Genomic DNA, 15,442 nt, shown 5'->3' on the forward strand with positions numbered 1-15,442 from the left:
ACAACAAAACTTTACCATCCATATTCAACCCATAAAAATATGTACATCACATCTCGCGCCTCCACAATCCGTAACTTCTCCCTCGCCGCCGTCAACGGCACTATCACTCTCATCATTCTCCTCATCGCCCCCCTGGGATTAGCTGCCGTAATTTCTAACACATTTCTTGTCACAGTAGCCACTTTTTTTGCATCGACAATCGCCGACCAAATCGTTCGCTATCTCCAACCCTCTCGCGCCCCAGAAATCCAAATTTCCTTAGAATCTACCCCAGAATCGTCGTCGCAAATTAGCCCGCGCCGTGGCGATTCCCAAAAATAAGACAGATAACCAACAATTTTGCAGCGGCGGGTTTATTGCTTATGCGTACCGTCTACGTTTCTCAACCGGGTTGTTACGTTTCTTTGCACCAAGAAATGCTGGTCATCAAAAAAGGCGAATCTGTACTCGGTGAAATTCAGCTTCCTCTCCTCGAACAACTGCTGATTTTTGGTCAATCTCAAGTCACAACTCAAGCAATTAGGACTTGTCTGTGGCGGAGTATTCCCATTGCCTATCTTTCCCGCATGGGTTACTGTTACGGGCGGATTCTTCCGATCGAGCGCGGTTATCGCCAACTTTCTCGCTACCAGCAACAGTTGTGTTTTGCAGAACGTTTGCAAGTAGCCAGACGCATCGTGCAAGCTAAGCTGAAAAACAGCCGCGTGATCCTGATGCGGCAGCAGCGCCGACAACCTTCTGATGTCATTGCTTTTGCGATCGACTGTTTGGAACATTTAATCAAAAAAGCTGGGGAGGCTGAAACTATTGAGAAGTTGATGGGGATGGAAGGTGCGGGGGCTGCTCAGTATTTTTCGGCTTTTGAAGAGTGTTTGAGCAATCCTGATTTTGTGTTTGTCGGCAGGTCGCGCCGCCCTCCGGGTAATCCCGTTAATGCGATGCTCAGTTTTGGCTATCAAGTTCTCTGGAATCATTTATTGAGTTTGATCGAATTGCAAGGTTTAGACCCTTATTCGGCTTGTTTGCACCAAGGAACGGAACGCCATGCAGCTTTGGCTTCAGATTTGATTGAGGAATTTCGGGCACCAATTATTGATACTTTGGTTTTTTATCTTGTCAATAACGGCATGATGAAAGCTGGCGAAGATTTTGTTTTCCGCAATAGTGGCTGTTTTCTGAATGATTCTGGGCGACAGAAATTTTTGACAGCATTTTTGCGACGGATGGAAGAGGGTTTTACTAATAATTCTGGGGACAGCCAACCTAAATGGGATTTGCTTAACCAGCAGGTGAAAGCTTTCAAGCAGTTTGTGTACAATCCTCTTGAGCTTTATCAACCTTATCAAATTCGATAAAGTATGCTGCTTTATATCGTTGTCTACGATATTCCGGTTGATAAGCGGAGGCAAAAGGTGCATGATTTGCTCAAAGGTTATGGCAAGTGGGTGCAATATTCTACTTTTGAGTGTGTGCTACCCACTGCGAAGTTTGCAGAACTCCAGCGGCGACTCCGAAAGTTAATCAATTTAGATGAGGACAGTATTAGGTTCTATCCTGTGTCGGGGCATACTTTGGGCAATGTTCAGACTTGGGGGGTGGGCCCGCCTGTCACTGAATTGCCTGGGTCGGTGATTATCTAATATCACTCGCGAGGGCTGAAAGAAATGGCTGTGATGACGGAAGTTCGTCGGAGCCTTCGATATACTGCTCTGTAAGGGTTTCAGGTATTAGTAACATAGGTTGGGAGGGTGTTTGTACAGAGATTTTTGGGAGTCCTCGCAAATGGCCTCTGGACATCTTGCGCTGTATGAGGTTTAATGTAGAGGCCTCCCCACTCGTTGGGGAAACTAATTGAATGGAAACTCAATCCATCTAACTAGAAATATGTAGTCTTCTTTAAATCTCCCCACTCGTTGGGGAAACTAATTGAATGGAAACGGGAGTTGAGTTGCAGTATCTTGTCTAGTAGTTAGTGAACTCCCCACTCGTTGGGGAAACTAATTGAATGGAAACATTACTTCCTACTATTTGGAACAGTTTTGGGGATGCGGAGCTCCCCACTCGTTGGGGAAACTAATTGAATGGAAACTATCTGAGATGTTTAGGAATGACGGGAAATTACTCCCCACTCGTTGGGGAAACTAATTGAATGGAAACCTTATTGACTCCGAAGTGTGACCTTAAATTGTAAGTAACTCCCCACTCGTTGGGGAAACTAATTGAATGGAAACTCAATCCTGTCCCAAGCTTCACTGACTGAAGCGCACTCCCCACTCGTTGGGGAAACTAATTGAATGGAAACCCATGTCTTGAATAGTGGTTCACCGGTTCTAAAGTCAGTTCTCCCCACTCGTTGGGGAAACTAATTGAATGGAAACGTTGCTACTCTGAAACTATGAGCTTCTGAAAACTTTTGCTCCCCACTCGTTGGGGAAACTAATTGAATGGAAACGGCATAAGATACTTTTGTACCAAATTCAAATCCTTCTCCCCACTCGTTGGGGAAACTAATTGAATGGAAACTTTAATTGTGACTATTATTGCACCTTCCGCACCTAACTGACCTCCCCACTCGTTGGGGAAACTAATTGAATGGAAACTATAATAGCGAAAAAGACAGCTATGATGTAGAAAACTCCCCACTCGTTGGGGAAACTAATTGAATGGAAACTCTAGTTTAGCTATCTCTTTTTTACTATATAAACCTTGACTCTCCCCACTCGTTGGGGAAACTAATTGAATGGAAACAAGCGATCTATCGACTGACTAGAAATCACGTCAACCGGGATACCTCCCCACTCGTTGGGGAAACTAATTGAATGGAAACCCATTTGCCCCTGACGTGGGGAAATTTCCACTGCCTGCCTCCCCACTCGTTGGGGAAACTAATTGAATGGAAACAACTTGTCGATACAAGTTGATGATGGGTTGCCAGTCTCCCCACTCGTTGGGGAAACTAATTGAATGGAAACGATAATTCTCTGGATTTTTCCGGCGATCGTGATATTGCTCCTCCCCACTCGTTGGGGAAACTAATTGAATGGAAACATTAGGCCGCCAATCACGTCGAAACTTCCGCACGGGTTCTCCCCACTCGTTGGGGAAACTAATTGAATGGAAACTCAGCAGCCATGATATCTCTTACCAAGAGTTCCTCACGCTCCCCACTCGTTGGGGAAACTAATTGAATGGAAACCAGATAATCCTCAGGGTAGTAAGATAGTAATAGCTCTCCCCACTCGTTGGGGAAACTAATTGAATGGAAACTTACCACGGAGGCGCTTATGCTCTTGCTCACGGGAGGCAATATCCAGGGCTCCCCACTCGTTGGGGAAACTAATTGAATGGAAACCTCTCAAGTCCGAATTTCTTAAGAGCTTGAGTGTTTGCAGTCTCCCCACTCGTTGGGGAAACTAATTGAATGGAAACACCCAAGACATATCGGTGCAGTCAATTACAAAATTCTCCTCCCCACTCGTTGGGGAAACTAATTGAATGGAAACCCACCCAAAACTCTGAGGAATCCGAAATGCTCAATTTTTTAAAACTCCCCACTCGTTGGGGAAACTAATTGAATGGAAACAGTTATAGTCCTCTTTCTCTAGTTGGTACTCTAGCCATTCTCCCCACTCGTTGGGGAAACTAATTGAATGGAAACATTACCATTGGTGCCTCCCATATGTAATACGTAATGCAGGCTCCCCACTCGTTGGGGAAACTAATTGAATGGAAACTCTTTCACTTCAGTAGGCTCCATAATGGTTGTGGTAGATACAAACTCCCCACTCGTTGGGGAAACTAATTGAATGGAAACCTAACTTGTTAGCATGGGCAGCTTCACACTCATCCTCAATCACTCCCCACTCGTTGGGGAAACTAATTGAATGGAAACGCGATCGCGCCAAACTTTTTAATTGCCTTCCACTCTGCCTCCCCACTCGTTGGGGAAACTAATTGAATGGAAACCAAAGAAAAGAGATTAGTCGCTGCATTCCACTTTTCTCGTCTCCCCACTCGTTGGGGAAACTAATTGAATGGAAACTCTTAGAGATATCTACTAGCTCAGTGTAGAGGTTTACACTCTTCACTCTCCCCACTCGTTGGGGAAACTAATTGAATGAAAAAGCCCGGATAGCCTATTTGATGGCATTCCGGGTTTTTCTGTTTTCACTCATTGACGGCAGTTAAACGATGAGGCTAAAGAGTTTGCGATCGATGCAACTAGCTCAGGAAAATCTGAAGGGTTGGTGGTTACAGAACCCAAGGAGTACAACAGATTTATGAAGTAGATGAGGTAGCAGGGTCGGGGTCAGCTTGGACGTACCGTACACTTTTTTAGACTGCACTACGGTGAATAACACACTAAAGTTGTGGGATTTGACAACGGGTACAGAACGTGAACTAACCTGACGGGTCATACTACCTACATCAATGCGATCGCAATTACCGGCGACGGGCAAAGAGCTATTTCTGCGGCATTACGACAACACCCTAAAAGTCTGGGATTTAGAAGTGGGGAGACGATCGCTACTTTCAGCCTTATTTTGCTACACCGTTGCGTCCAATGGAGTAGCAATTGTAGCAGGTGATGAATCCGGTCGCGTATATTTCCTACAGCTAGAGGAGATAGAGCCATTAACTTAAATTTCTTACGCGGTTATCGGCGAGGTGCAATTTGCAGAGTTTAAGCGGGTTGTCGAGTGTTGCCCCGTCTTCTGTCTCTGACCTAGTTTTGCCAGTCTAATTTTGAGCCGATCGAGCAGCAATTTCAATATCCTTATTAGCGTCCCCACCGACGCTGTTACCCATGAACGCATATCCTAACTCATCCAAACTACCTTATGCCAGACTTAAGAAAAGCAAGGAATTGGGACACAAGCCTATGAGTTGGAAGAAGTGCATGACACTGGCTCTGTTGCTAGCGACAGGTTGTGCGGAAGAGACAAGCATAGCTGTTAACCAACAAACGTATGGAAAAACGTGGCCACTTACCGTGACGAACGGCACATTATCTTGCGTAGACCAGGCTGTCATTTTTACTGCGCCTGACGGAAACCAATATGCCGTCAACGGTTTCGCCATAACTGCGGGCTATCCCTCGATTGATCCAATTACCTTGCCAGATCCTGTAAATACACGCTCAAAGAGGTATCTTGGAGTGCTGATAGATGACGGGCGAAGACTTTGCCCGCAATAGAATTTTTGCCTGCCAGCAATAGTGCATCAATAAACAAGCGCCAAAACTCTACAATTTGGGCGCTCAAAATCAACCTATATGGAGCAAAGATTGAGTAATAAAAATTTTGGTAGATAATGCCAGACTTAGAAAAAGCAAGAGGAACAGGGAGACAAATCAAATGAGTTGGAAAAAGTGTGTGGCAATAGGCTTGTTACTGTTGACGGCAGGGTGTGAGCAAAGGAACGGGCGACCTGTTTCCGAAAAAGAATTCGGTACGGACTGGCCCCTTACTGTAAAAAGTGGCACTCTAGTTTGTAGAATTTCACCCTTGGAGCGGTGGGTTTTCTTTATTTCTCCTGATGGCAAACCACATAATCTTATCGGCAACAAAAAACTTTACCCAATTCTTCGCATTGTAAAACCTGCTATCAGAAACTCTGATTCTACAGCAGATTCTAGATTTGTTGCCGACAATATCTTGCTTAAAGAAGGTCTTCAATTGTGCCCGGAACAATTTAGGCGGGTACCCCGCTAATAGTTGCGGGACACAGCCACTAACAATATCAATGCTAGCCTGTCCCTTCCCTGCTTAAAAACTGAAGAGACAACCAGGGGCGATCGACTGGATGCGGTAGCTCAATCATCCATAGTTTATCCTTGGTTTGCCAGTAGATAAACCGTATTTTAGGCTGACTTTCCTTACTTATTGTGATTTTCTTGGTTGAGGTTGATTTTCTTGGTTTAGGCTGATTTTTCTTGATTTATAGACTCCATCGCCAGCAAAAACGTGCCTTTAGTCCACAAAATAGTGGCGACCCGATTTATCCCGATGTGTGCATTCCGCCAGCGCCACCTGATTTAAATTGTGGCGACATTTCCCAGAAACGCTTTCGCGTACTACAGCCAGACCCACATGGATTTGATAGAGATAAGGACGGCATAGGTTGCGAGAGATAAGGGAAGCCACGATTTCAATAAACGGATAGGCGGGGATACTCAATTTTCCCAGTCTAGGGCTTGAACCTGGTATGACTCGCTCAGGATACTGCCGTCTCCTAATTTTTGCTGGCTTTCTTCATCAAACAAAAATTATTGTCACAATAAAAAGAATTCTACCGAGAGACAAAAGATATGACGGAATGCAAGGAAACAATGCGACGAATTGACATGGTAGCCCAGAATAATTTGACGGAACTGAATTTGTCGGGATACCACCAGGCAGACAAGTTTGGAGCAAGGACATATCGGATAACTAAGTTTCCTGATGCTGTTCTTAAATTAACCAACTTAAAAATTCTTAAGCTCAGTGACCATGAGATAACTGAAATCCCAGAAGAGATCGGGCAACTGTTGAATCTGACCAAGCTTCACCTTGGTAACAATAAGATAACTAAAATTCCAGAAGAGATCGGGCAACTGTCCAATTTGACCAAGCTTTACCTCGGTGACAATAAGATAACTAAAATTCCAGAGACACTCGGGGAACTATCCAATCTGAGAAAGCTTTACCTCAATAAAAATCAAATTACCTCCATCCCAGAGACGATCGGGCAACTGTCACATCTGACACTGCTTGACCTCCATATCAATCAAATTACCGAAATCCCAGAGGCAATCAGGCACCTCTCCCATCTGACAGGGCTTGACCTTAGTTGGAATCAGATAATAAAAATCTCAGAGGCTGTTGGGCAACTATCCAATCTGACAAAGCTTTACCTCAGTAGCAATAAGATTACCTCCATCCCAGAGACTATAGGGCAACTGTCCAATCTGACACGGCTTTGCCTCGGTAACAACCAGATTACCTCCATCCCAGAAGCGGTTGGGCAACTGACGAATCTGACAGGGCTTTACCTGTATAACAATCAGATTACCTCCATCTCTGAGAAGATAGGGCAATTGTCCAATCTGACACTCCTTTACCTCGACAGCAATCAAATTACCTCTATCCCAGAGACTATAGGGCAACTGTCCAATCTGACAGTGCTTGACCTCCGTGACAATCAGATTACCTCCATCCCAGAAACCATCGGGCAACTGTCCAATCTGACACTGCTTGACCTCCGCAACAATCAGATTACCTCTATCCCAGAAACCATCGGGCAACTGTTGAATCTGACACATCTTTACTTCCGTAAGAATCAGATTACGTCCATTCCAGCGGAACTCGGGCAACTGTCCAATCTGATAGTGCTTAGCCTCAGTAAGAATGAGATTGGCTCCATCCCAGAGGAGCTCGGACAACTATCGAATCTGACACAGCTTTACCTCAATGAGAATCAGATAACTAAAATCCCAGGGGGTTTCGCGCATTTGTCGAATCTGAGATGGCTTGACCTTAGTGAAAATCAGATAACCAAAATCCCAGAGGCAATAGGGCAACTGTCCAATCTGAGAAAGCTTTACCTCAATAACAATCAGATAACTGAAATCCCAAAGGCACTCAGCCAACTGTCCAATCTGATCGAGGCTGATTTCGATAACAATCTAATTACTCAAATCCTAGAGCCAATTAAACTTGTATCATTGAGTACACAGGATTCCTGTAGCAGCCAGCAGAAAATTATTTCCCCAAAGTCACTTGAGAATCAGTTTAACTGGGGAAAGGAGGAAGGTACTCACCCTTACCTTATGGAAAGTCTAGAAGGGTTCAACGAAGCGTGGGAAAAAGAGTAGGCACGATTTGCCCTAATTTAGATAACTAAGTTGGGAAGTCTTCCAAAATATATTGGTATGAAGGTAGGTTAAGTGCAGACTCTCTAAGGTGTCTCAAGGGTGATAGAATCTGCGATCATTGCAAATAGCTGAGGAAAATCAATTTCTTCATCTATAATTTGAAACCCTTATAGCCATCAGGACATAAGGGTTTTCCCGCCTAACCTCCCCCTACAAACTCAATTACCTCACCCTGCACCGATCGCTTTTTTTGGTAGGGATTAGAACAACACCGACTAGGATCGCCGGACAATTAGAACAAAGCGTAAAAGCACTCAAAACCTTGTTTAGACGGGAAATAGTGGCACTTTCCCTGTCACGGCAGAAATTGTAGAATTAGGCGCTGAGTGCTGGCACGGGTTGCGCTTCTGGCAAAAGTGCGATCGAAACTCCTTCACTCAGGATGCTTTCCAATTTCTAATTTGTTGTACTCAGAAATCAAGCTATCTCTATTGTTTTGTAAGATATTTGGTCAGCTCTGAAACTTCACCAGCGCGTTGCCAGTCACCCTTTCCTCGCCTAACTTTCGTGCGAGCTGTAATTTTCTGAATTTCCCAGAGTTGCAATGCGGTATAGGGCCCTTCGGCTTTACCAGATCGAAATACGTACCAGTCAGCAACTTCGGGGGCTGCTGGCCTCACAGGTCGCATCCGAGTTGCTCCAGCATCGGCGCTCAGTTGGTTGAGCCCTTGTTCTATGGGATTTGGAGCGGGTAAGTTTTTGGCAACAGGCGATCGCTTTTTTTGCTTTGCTGCAGGTGCAGTGGAATTTTGTGATCGCCTTTCTTGCTTGGCAGCTTTTCGCTGACGGGCCCACAGATCGTACTGATAAAGTAGAAGCACCGAAGCAACCCACAGCCAAAATACAATAAACCAAGCATTTACCAGCGGTTCAAAGCCTTGTTCAGACAATACCTCGGTTATCGGTTGGTTGAATTTTGCACCAGTCATACCAGCACTGATAAGCGCTGCGACCGTATTTAACACTTGATAAGTTACAGCATTGTGTATTTGACCTTCTTCAATTCCCTCTGGAGCTGCCGCATAAAAAAGCCAAACCAGGCAAGTTAGAGTAATTATTGTTGCTACTAGAGAAGCGATGAGGGCGTTGACTCCCTCTCTCAAAGAGTCCCAGTTTGGTTTGTTCCATGCCTTAACAGGCTGGGTAGTGGCATTTTTTCGGTGTAACTCTTGATGACCCAGAAAAGATTGAGGATACCGAGGCGCTGCCCAAAAGGAAATTCCTGTAAGACAGTGATGGTAAACAGTCATCCACGCTGCTGAAACCGCCCAACTTGCAAACAACCAAAAAACAATGCCTGATATTGGTATTAACTTCGCTAAAAAATTTGAGGTACTGCCATAGGTTACGGTTAGTGCGATCGTCCTCAAACATGAGATAGGATGAGGAAACCACGCGGGCCATGATGGAATTTTCATGAGTTTGCAGTTTTGTTAGGGATATCAAGATTGTCTCAAGCTTTAGTCCCAAGTGGTGAATTCAACCTCTCAGGCGCTGACCTGGAAGGTTGAACTATTTTGATACACTGGGTTAGCGAAAAACTAACTTACAACCGTAAGCTGTGGGCGGAGACAGCTTGGGCTTTCGGTCGCCACGTCGAATTACAAAAAATAAAATTATGAAATTTAAAGGGTTTGACAAACAGTCTAAAAAACTGAAAAAATACAACCAATTAGATAAGCGCTTCACAAGTGATGGCACTGAATTTACTATGGAAGATGTACCGGATAACGGCGTCATAATGATTATGGACGAAGTTATGTATTTTCCTGAAGGTGTATTAGCTGGCAAAATTTATTATCCAACATCTATAGAAGGTAAAATATTATATCCATCTGCCCCTTATTCTAAATGGCCAGAAATTTGTAGCTGCTATGGTGTTGAAATGCCTGATACTGCAACAGCAGGAGTTGAGGGAGAAGCAATTGGTTTTTGGGAGTGGGTATATCAAAAATGTTTGCCTGTTACTTTGTTAGATTGTCCTTGGGAAGTTCTTAGATTATTGTCTAAAAATGTTTTGGCAGCCTATCGTGTTCCTTTTACAAATAGAGCTAGAGAAAACAGAGGCTTTAGAAAATAATTGAAGGGGTTAAAACGTAGAATCTAACAGAAGACTTGCTCATTACTGACCAACCGAAAACCGCAGGTATTTCAGCCATTTATCACGGAAATCGAAGGATGCGGGATGCTCAGAAAGCTTGAGGTTCTATCACCCTGACTTCTTCCTGCCTTTACACTAAACGAGCTAGTGATTAACTTTTTTTTCTCACTATCGGAAAACAATAAATAGCAATACTGTTGAAGCATTGTTTCCGTCCGTACACCCAAGCAGCACCCAACAAAGTTTGGGGCTTTTAGCTATTCTCTAGCAGGAGTGACAGAAGAGGGTTAAGATTGACAAAAACAAAAAAGGGGTGGCTATGTTCGATCGCTCTCAATGGTTTTTGGCTAGTCTTTTGATTGCACTTTCGGTTCAGCTAAGTCAGCCAGTGACAGCCGTGCCCGTTGGTAAAGTTGTACAAACTGCACAAACTAACAGTAGCGACGCTGCCCAAAAACTATATGGAGAAGCAGAGAAACTCGAAGAACAAGGAACAACGGAAGCAAAAAGAAGTGCGATCGTCAAATATGAAGAAGCATTAAAGCTATTTAGGGCAGTGGGCGATCGGGATGGGGAAGCTAGCACCCTCACCAGGATTGGCGTTGTCTATGATGATTTAGAAGAAAACTCGAAAGCGTTAGAGTATTTCAATCAGTCTCTTTCCCTGAGTCGAGGAGTGAGTAATCGCAAGCAAGAAGCTATTACCCTCAACAATATCGGCGAGGTTTACTATAAATTGGAAGAAAAACAGAAAGCGCTAGAATATTACAACCAGTCTCTTCCTCTGAGTCGGGGAGTGGGCGATCGTAAACAAGAAGCTATTACCCTCACCAATATCGGCTTAAGGTATGCAGATTTAGGAGAAAACTCGAAAGCGCTAGAGTATTTCAATCAGTCCCTTCCCTTGAGCAGGGCTGTAGGCGCTCTCTGTGGGGAAGCTACTACTCTCAACAACATCGGCTTAGTATACGCAAATTTGGGAGACAAAGAAAAAGCAAAAGAGTATTTCAACCAATCCCTTCTCCTTAGTCGGAAAGTGGGCGATCGCAATGCGGAAGCTATCACCCTTAACAACATCGGCTTAGTTTACAATAAGTTGGGAGAAAAACAAAAAGCAAGAGAGTATTACAGGCAGTCCCTTCCCCTGAGTCGGGCAGTGGGCAATCGCCGTTGGGAAGCCGTTACCCTCAACAACATCGGCTTATTATACGCAGAATTGGGAGAATACTACATAGCGCTAGAGTATTTTAACCAGTCCCTGTCCTTGAGAAGGGCAGTAGGCGATCGCCGTGGGGAAGCTCTAACCCTAAACAACATCGGCGGTATATACAATGAGGTGAGAGAAGAACAAAAAGCGCTAGAGTATTTCAACCAGTCCCTTCCCCTCAGCAGGGCTATAGGCGCTCTCCGTGTGGAAGCCTTTACGCTTACCAACATCGGCTTACTATACTCCAATTTGGGAGAAAACCAGAAAGCGCTAGAGTCTTACAACCAGTCCCTTTCTCTTTTTCGAGCAATCGGCGCAACCGAGGAAGAAGCTCTCACTCTTTACAGCATGGCTGTTGTCAAACGATCGCTAGGCAATTTTACCGAAGCTCTCAATGATATTGAAGCCTCTCTCAAATTAATTGAAAATCTCCGCAGTAAAATAGCCACCCCAGAAAGTCGCAGCTCATACTTTGCCACAGTACAGGAATACTACAAATTTTACATCGACCTATTAATGCAACTGCACCAAGCTAATCCTAACGCTGGTTATGATATCAAAGCATCCGAAGCCAGAAAACGTGCTAGCAACCCTTAAAAAGCAACGCATTGCAGTAGAAAAATGGTCGTTTAGACAATTATAAAATCGTTCACTTTGTACCAACGGCATTGCCAACAGAAAAATCCCAAACTGTCAGGAATTGTGATTATTCTGATGAAGCATAAGCCGTTCCAAGCCTTGAACCAGCTTATGCCATTTTCCTTATGTTTTCAGACATTAGATGTAAATATGCTCAAAATCTGTCAGCTTTAAGATAGATTTATGGTGAGTGTTTATTCCTTTTCTAAGCTATTTGTATTTTAGATAACAAATTCTCAAAGAATAAGCCTGAATAATATATTTGCTTTGATCTAGATGGATCAGGGGATTACAGACATTTACCATAAAAAAGCAAGCTATGCCGAATCGACGTGATTTTCTTCTTGGTGGGACTGTAGCTGCGGCTGCGACCTTGTTACCAAATAAATTGATTGCTCAAACTCCAACCAATCGATCGGAAATGGCAGCTTTACAGGAAGGATATGTAGGACAGTATCAGGGTGGTGTGTACTTACTGCCAGCCAATGATGAAACAGTCCAATGGGGTTGGTTTAATAATGCAGAGACACCCCGCGCTCGGATTAAATCAGGGGACACCGTTGTCATGGAAACCATGATGGCTTCCATGAATCAAGTTTTGCCGGGGGTATCGATCGAAGAAATTACTAGACTGCGGGTAAATAATCCCGGTCGTGGCCCCCATACGATTACAGGGCCGATCTTTGTAGAGGGCGCAGCACCCGGAGATACTCTCAAAGTCAAAATTAATCGGATTGTGCCTCGTACCTATGGCTCCAACTGGAACCTGCCGGGTAATCTTGCCCTAGGGCAATTCCCAACTAGCTTCCCGGAACCCCAAGTAAAACATTTCTTCCTTGACCTCAAGCGTGGGGTAACAGAATTTTTGCCGGGGATTGAATTACCTGTGCGTCCGTTCCCCGGTATTCTTGGGGTGGCGAGGCCTGAAAGTGGACAATATAGCACCGTACCCCCTGGACCTTTTGGCGGAAACCTCGACTGTAGAGAATTAGTAGAAGGCACAACGATTTACTTACCAGTGTTTGTGGATGGAGCTTTATTGTGGTCTGGGGATTCCCATGCGGTGCAAGGTAATGGTGAGATTAATTTAACAGCGATCGAGTCTGCCTTTAATGAACTGAACCTGACTGTAGAAGTAATTAAGGGTAAACGCCTGACTTGGCCACGGATTGAGTCAGATACTCATTGGATAACGATGGGTTATGATCGAGACCTCAATATTGCGCTCAATATTCTGGAAGAAGAAACCCTAAAATTTCTTGCTGAATCTAAAGGCTTAAAGACTACTGAAGCTCGTCAATACATGGCAAACTACGGTGATTGTCGAGTAGCAGAGGTGGTCAATCAACTAAAAGGGGTCTATTGCATGTTACCGAAACAACCAACTCCAGTCCTTGCCCCTAACCCTACCACTGATACCTCAGATAGTTTTGTCACCCATGCCATCGATGGTGATGCAATGCAGGCTATGAACATGGCGGCTATGAGTCTTATTGAGAGAATGCAGACCCTAAAAGGACTTGTACCCCTTGATGCCTATTCCCTTGCCAGTTTAGCTATGGATGCACGGATTGGCAAAATAGAGCCGGGAGCAAAACATCTACATTGCTTGATGCCCAAGTCTCTCTGGGTCAGAAGTTAACAGCAGTTTGCGTTCAGATAAGTGGTGCTGCGAGTCCCCTAAATCCCCCTAAATCCCCCTATGTCCCCCTATGTCCTTTGGACAGGCTACGCTAACAAAAGGGGGACTTGAAGATCATTAACTTGGCTTACCAGAATTAAATTTGCTGTAAGGTATTTAGTCCCACAACTCTAAAGTCAAGGGCCTTGCTTAATCAGGGTATGAAAACAATAAGTTGAAAATCCCGTAGTTTTGTGGATACTGGTTTCTCTGACTTGCATATTTAGCCTTTCATACCCTAAATCAGCAATGCCCTTTAACTTTCGCTTCAAATCAATTTTACAGTTTCACGCTTGCATCGCCCACCGTCTCGGGCTATACCTGTGCTGACATACTTTGCTAATCTCAAAGTTAGTTCTTTACCGCAATTGCTCATGGGTAGCCAATCTACAGCCAAAACTATTTTTCTCCTCGCCTCTATGGTGGGCTGGCTTATCGTTGGTGCATCTTTGATGTATCTTTTTCCGGTCGTCGCAGATTGGTTAATATCCTCCGATCGCACTCATCTATGGATGCAGACCCTCAGCCGTAGCGGTTACAATCCTATGCTGGCTTGGGTAGGAGGAGGCATCACTCTGGTTATTACCGTGTCGGGGTATATCCTCTGGCATCAGAGGTTTGAAGGCAAGATTTAGAGCGATGGTCACAGATCGATTTTGGAGCGATCGAGTTGGTGTTAGAGCAGGCAAAGGTTTTCACCGAGTTTGAAGTAGAGACAAATCGTTCCTAATTAACGAATTTCTGATACAAGCCTGTAAGAACATTCAAAACATCCCATCAAGCATTTCGATAACGTCTTGCTGGTCGCGGCCCCGATTGTTTCGTCTCAAAGCATTACCTCACAGCAGCCGAAGCAAAGCATAATCGTGCTTACCAAACAAATTTGTGCGATCGCGCTGTATGACGGTCAACGAAGAAACGGGCTAATTTTGTCCAGTCCCGTCGTCAACCCAGCGACGGATGCTGTGTATTCTAGCCGTCGTGAGCTGGACTACCACGTTAAGAAATCCCCGTCTACCGATGCAGTAACGCAGTATTTGCGGCAAACTCTGTGGTATCGGGTCGAGTTTACCAAGATGAAAATAGAGGGACACGGGCAGGCCAAGATATTCACGCAAGAGGAAATCGAGCTTTTGTTCAACGAAGCTTTGCAAACCGCTCGCGATCGCACCCTCTTCGGAATTTGTTTGTACACCGCTTGCCGCATTGCTGAAGCTTGTTCCTTAGAAGTCATCGATATTTACACTGCCAGAGGTACAGTCCGACCTACAATCAACTTCCGCAAGCGCAACACCAAAGGAAAACTCCAAACCCGAACGATTCCAGTGATAGAGGATTTGCGCTCGCTCCTAACATCTTGGAAACCTAACGCGGGTCAGACTTATTTATTTCCCGGCCGCTACCCGAAACACCACTGGAAGCATTTGCACCCCAACTCAGCGGATCGGATTTTGAGAGAAGCGTTCGAGCGCGCCGGCATCGAGGGAGCATCCACCCACAGCTTCCGTCGCACCGCCCTGACTCAGATGAGCAACGCAGGAATTCCGCTGCGGATTATTCAAGAAATCAGCGGCCACAGTAACCTCGAACAGTTACAGCGCTACTTAGAGGTGAAGCCGGAGCAAGTCAAAGGAGCGATCGCTTCACTTTCCATGCTTTCCTACGCGGGGAAAGAGGTATTTCCCCGCGTACAGGATGAATTGCCCGCTGTGCCGTTACCAAGAGAGCAACTGTCACAAGGCCTATCAGACTCGGAGCCTGAAGAAATTCCCGATTGGTGACGATCGCTTGAACCTGCGCCTGAAGCTCTCAATCCTGAGTTGGTTACAATTATTCGTCATTCGGACGATCTCGCGTAAAATAAGAGCTTGTACGAGGCGGTGCTGTTTGTTGCCGAAG

13 protein-coding genes and 1 CRISPR repeat array are annotated in these 15,442 nt (G+C 44.9%); of the genes, 12 read left to right on the top strand and 1 reads right to left on the bottom strand.

Annotation, left to right across the window (positions count from 1 at the left end; genetic code table 11):
• Nucleotides 1-39: 39 nt before the first annotated feature.
• From csx18 to QUB35_RS04380, 7 genes are all read left to right on the top strand, one after another.
• Nucleotides 40-321 carry a CRISPR-associated protein Csx18 gene (gene csx18, locus QUB35_RS04350; protein WP_333139718.1) on the top strand — a complete coding sequence of 94 codons (282 nt, stop codon included), beginning with the start codon at nucleotides 40-42 and terminating at the stop codon, nucleotides 319-321.
• Nucleotides 322-362: 41 nt separating this feature from the next.
• On the top strand, nucleotides 363-1,355 hold the full coding sequence (cas1, locus tag QUB35_RS04355; protein ID WP_333139720.1) for a CRISPR-associated endonuclease Cas1: 993 nt from the start codon (nucleotides 363-365) through the stop codon (nucleotides 1,353-1,355).
• 3 nt (nucleotides 1,356-1,358) lie between these two features.
• Nucleotides 1,359-1,640: a CRISPR-associated endonuclease Cas2 gene (gene cas2 / locus QUB35_RS04360; RefSeq protein ID WP_333054841.1), complete on the top strand. Its 282-nt coding sequence runs from the start codon at nucleotides 1,359-1,361 to the stop codon at nucleotides 1,638-1,640.
• A gap of 187 nt (nucleotides 1,641-1,827) precedes the next feature.
• Nucleotides 1,828-4,125: direct repeats of the CRISPR family, unit length 36 nt; unit sequence CTCCCCACTCGTTGGGGAAACTAATTGAATGGAAAC.
• Between the two features lie 306 nt (nucleotides 4,126-4,431).
• A complete protein-coding gene (locus QUB35_RS04365) occupies nucleotides 4,432-4,644 on the top strand; it encodes a hypothetical protein (RefSeq protein ID WP_333054840.1) in 213 nt (70 codons plus the stop codon).
• A gap of 256 nt (nucleotides 4,645-4,900) precedes the next feature.
• Nucleotides 4,901-5,197 carry a DUF2511 domain-containing protein gene (locus QUB35_RS39070; RefSeq protein WP_445252109.1) on the top strand — a complete coding sequence of 99 codons (297 nt, stop codon included), beginning with the start codon at nucleotides 4,901-4,903 and terminating at the stop codon, nucleotides 5,195-5,197.
• Between the two features lie 160 nt (nucleotides 5,198-5,357).
• Complete coding sequence (locus QUB35_RS04375; protein WP_333054839.1) at nucleotides 5,358-5,714, top strand: hypothetical protein; 357 nt, start codon at nucleotides 5,358-5,360, stop codon at nucleotides 5,712-5,714.
• A 596-nt stretch (nucleotides 5,715-6,310) separates the two neighbouring features.
• The gene (locus tag QUB35_RS04380; protein WP_333139724.1) at nucleotides 6,311-7,855 is read left to right on the top strand and encodes a leucine-rich repeat domain-containing protein; all 1,545 of its coding nucleotides are present in this window, start codon (nucleotides 6,311-6,313) and stop codon (nucleotides 7,853-7,855) included.
• 488 nt (nucleotides 7,856-8,343) lie between these two features.
• Here the strand turns inward: QUB35_RS04380 and QUB35_RS04385 are convergent, their stop codons facing one another.
• Complete coding sequence (locus QUB35_RS04385) at nucleotides 8,344-9,333, bottom strand: DUF4339 domain-containing protein (protein WP_333139726.1); 990 nt, start codon at nucleotides 9,331-9,333, stop codon at nucleotides 8,344-8,346.
• 200 nt (nucleotides 9,334-9,533) lie between these two features.
• On the opposite strand from QUB35_RS04385, the gene QUB35_RS04390 reads away from it, so the two are divergent.
• From QUB35_RS04390 to QUB35_RS04410, 5 genes are all read left to right on the top strand, one after another.
• On the top strand, nucleotides 9,534-9,995 hold the full coding sequence (locus QUB35_RS04390; RefSeq protein ID WP_333054833.1) for a hypothetical protein: 462 nt from the start codon (nucleotides 9,534-9,536) through the stop codon (nucleotides 9,993-9,995).
• A gap of 340 nt (nucleotides 9,996-10,335) precedes the next feature.
• Nucleotides 10,336-11,820 (top strand): tetratricopeptide repeat protein, encoded by a 1,485-nt coding sequence (locus tag QUB35_RS04395; protein WP_333139728.1) that lies wholly within the window; start codon nucleotides 10,336-10,338, stop codon nucleotides 11,818-11,820.
• Nucleotides 11,821-12,181: 361 nt separating this feature from the next.
• Nucleotides 12,182-13,504, top strand: a complete 1,323-nt coding sequence (locus QUB35_RS04400) for an acetamidase/formamidase family protein (RefSeq protein ID WP_333139730.1) — start codon at nucleotides 12,182-12,184, stop codon at nucleotides 13,502-13,504.
• 413 nt (nucleotides 13,505-13,917) lie between these two features.
• Nucleotides 13,918-14,178 carry a hypothetical protein gene (locus tag QUB35_RS04405; RefSeq protein ID WP_333064676.1) on the top strand — a complete coding sequence of 87 codons (261 nt, stop codon included), beginning with the start codon at nucleotides 13,918-13,920 and terminating at the stop codon, nucleotides 14,176-14,178.
• 231 nt (nucleotides 14,179-14,409) lie between these two features.
• Entirely contained in the window at nucleotides 14,410-15,324 is a 915-nt protein-coding gene (locus QUB35_RS04410; protein WP_333139732.1) for a site-specific integrase, read from the top strand.
• Nucleotides 15,325-15,442: the final 118 nt, after the last annotated feature.

Source organism: Microcoleus sp. B13-B6 (genome assembly GCF_036705405.1).
In the GTDB taxonomy this organism is placed as follows: domain Bacteria; phylum Cyanobacteriota; class Cyanobacteriia; order Cyanobacteriales; family Microcoleaceae; genus Microcoleus.

What these genes read in the sequence shown, in the direction of transcription:
- csx18 (WP_333139718.1), top strand. Translation starts at nt 40, where the DNA reads ATGTACATCACATCTCGCGCCTCCACAATCCGTAACTTCTCCCTCGCC.
- cas1 (WP_333139720.1), top strand. Translation starts at nt 363, where the DNA reads ATGCGTACCGTCTACGTTTCTCAACCGGGTTGTTACGTTTCTTTGCAC.
- cas2 (WP_333054841.1), top strand. Translation starts at nt 1,359, where the DNA reads ATGCTGCTTTATATCGTTGTCTACGATATTCCGGTTGATAAGCGGAGG.
- QUB35_RS04365 (WP_333054840.1), top strand. Translation starts at nt 4,432, where the DNA reads ATGCGATCGCAATTACCGGCGACGGGCAAAGAGCTATTTCTGCGGCAT.
- QUB35_RS39070 (WP_445252109.1), top strand. Translation starts at nt 4,901, where the DNA reads ATGACACTGGCTCTGTTGCTAGCGACAGGTTGTGCGGAAGAGACAAGC.
- QUB35_RS04375 (WP_333054839.1), top strand. Translation starts at nt 5,358, where the DNA reads ATGAGTTGGAAAAAGTGTGTGGCAATAGGCTTGTTACTGTTGACGGCA.
- QUB35_RS04380 (WP_333139724.1), top strand. Translation starts at nt 6,311, where the DNA reads ATGACGGAATGCAAGGAAACAATGCGACGAATTGACATGGTAGCCCAG.
- QUB35_RS04385 (WP_333139726.1), bottom strand. Translation starts at nt 9,333, where the DNA reads ATGAAAATTCCATCATGGCCCGCGTGGTTTCCTCATCCTATCTCATGT.
- QUB35_RS04390 (WP_333054833.1), top strand. Translation starts at nt 9,534, where the DNA reads ATGAAATTTAAAGGGTTTGACAAACAGTCTAAAAAACTGAAAAAATAC.
- QUB35_RS04395 (WP_333139728.1), top strand. Translation starts at nt 10,336, where the DNA reads ATGTTCGATCGCTCTCAATGGTTTTTGGCTAGTCTTTTGATTGCACTT.
- QUB35_RS04400 (WP_333139730.1), top strand. Translation starts at nt 12,182, where the DNA reads ATGCCGAATCGACGTGATTTTCTTCTTGGTGGGACTGTAGCTGCGGCT.
- QUB35_RS04405 (WP_333064676.1), top strand. Translation starts at nt 13,918, where the DNA reads ATGGGTAGCCAATCTACAGCCAAAACTATTTTTCTCCTCGCCTCTATG.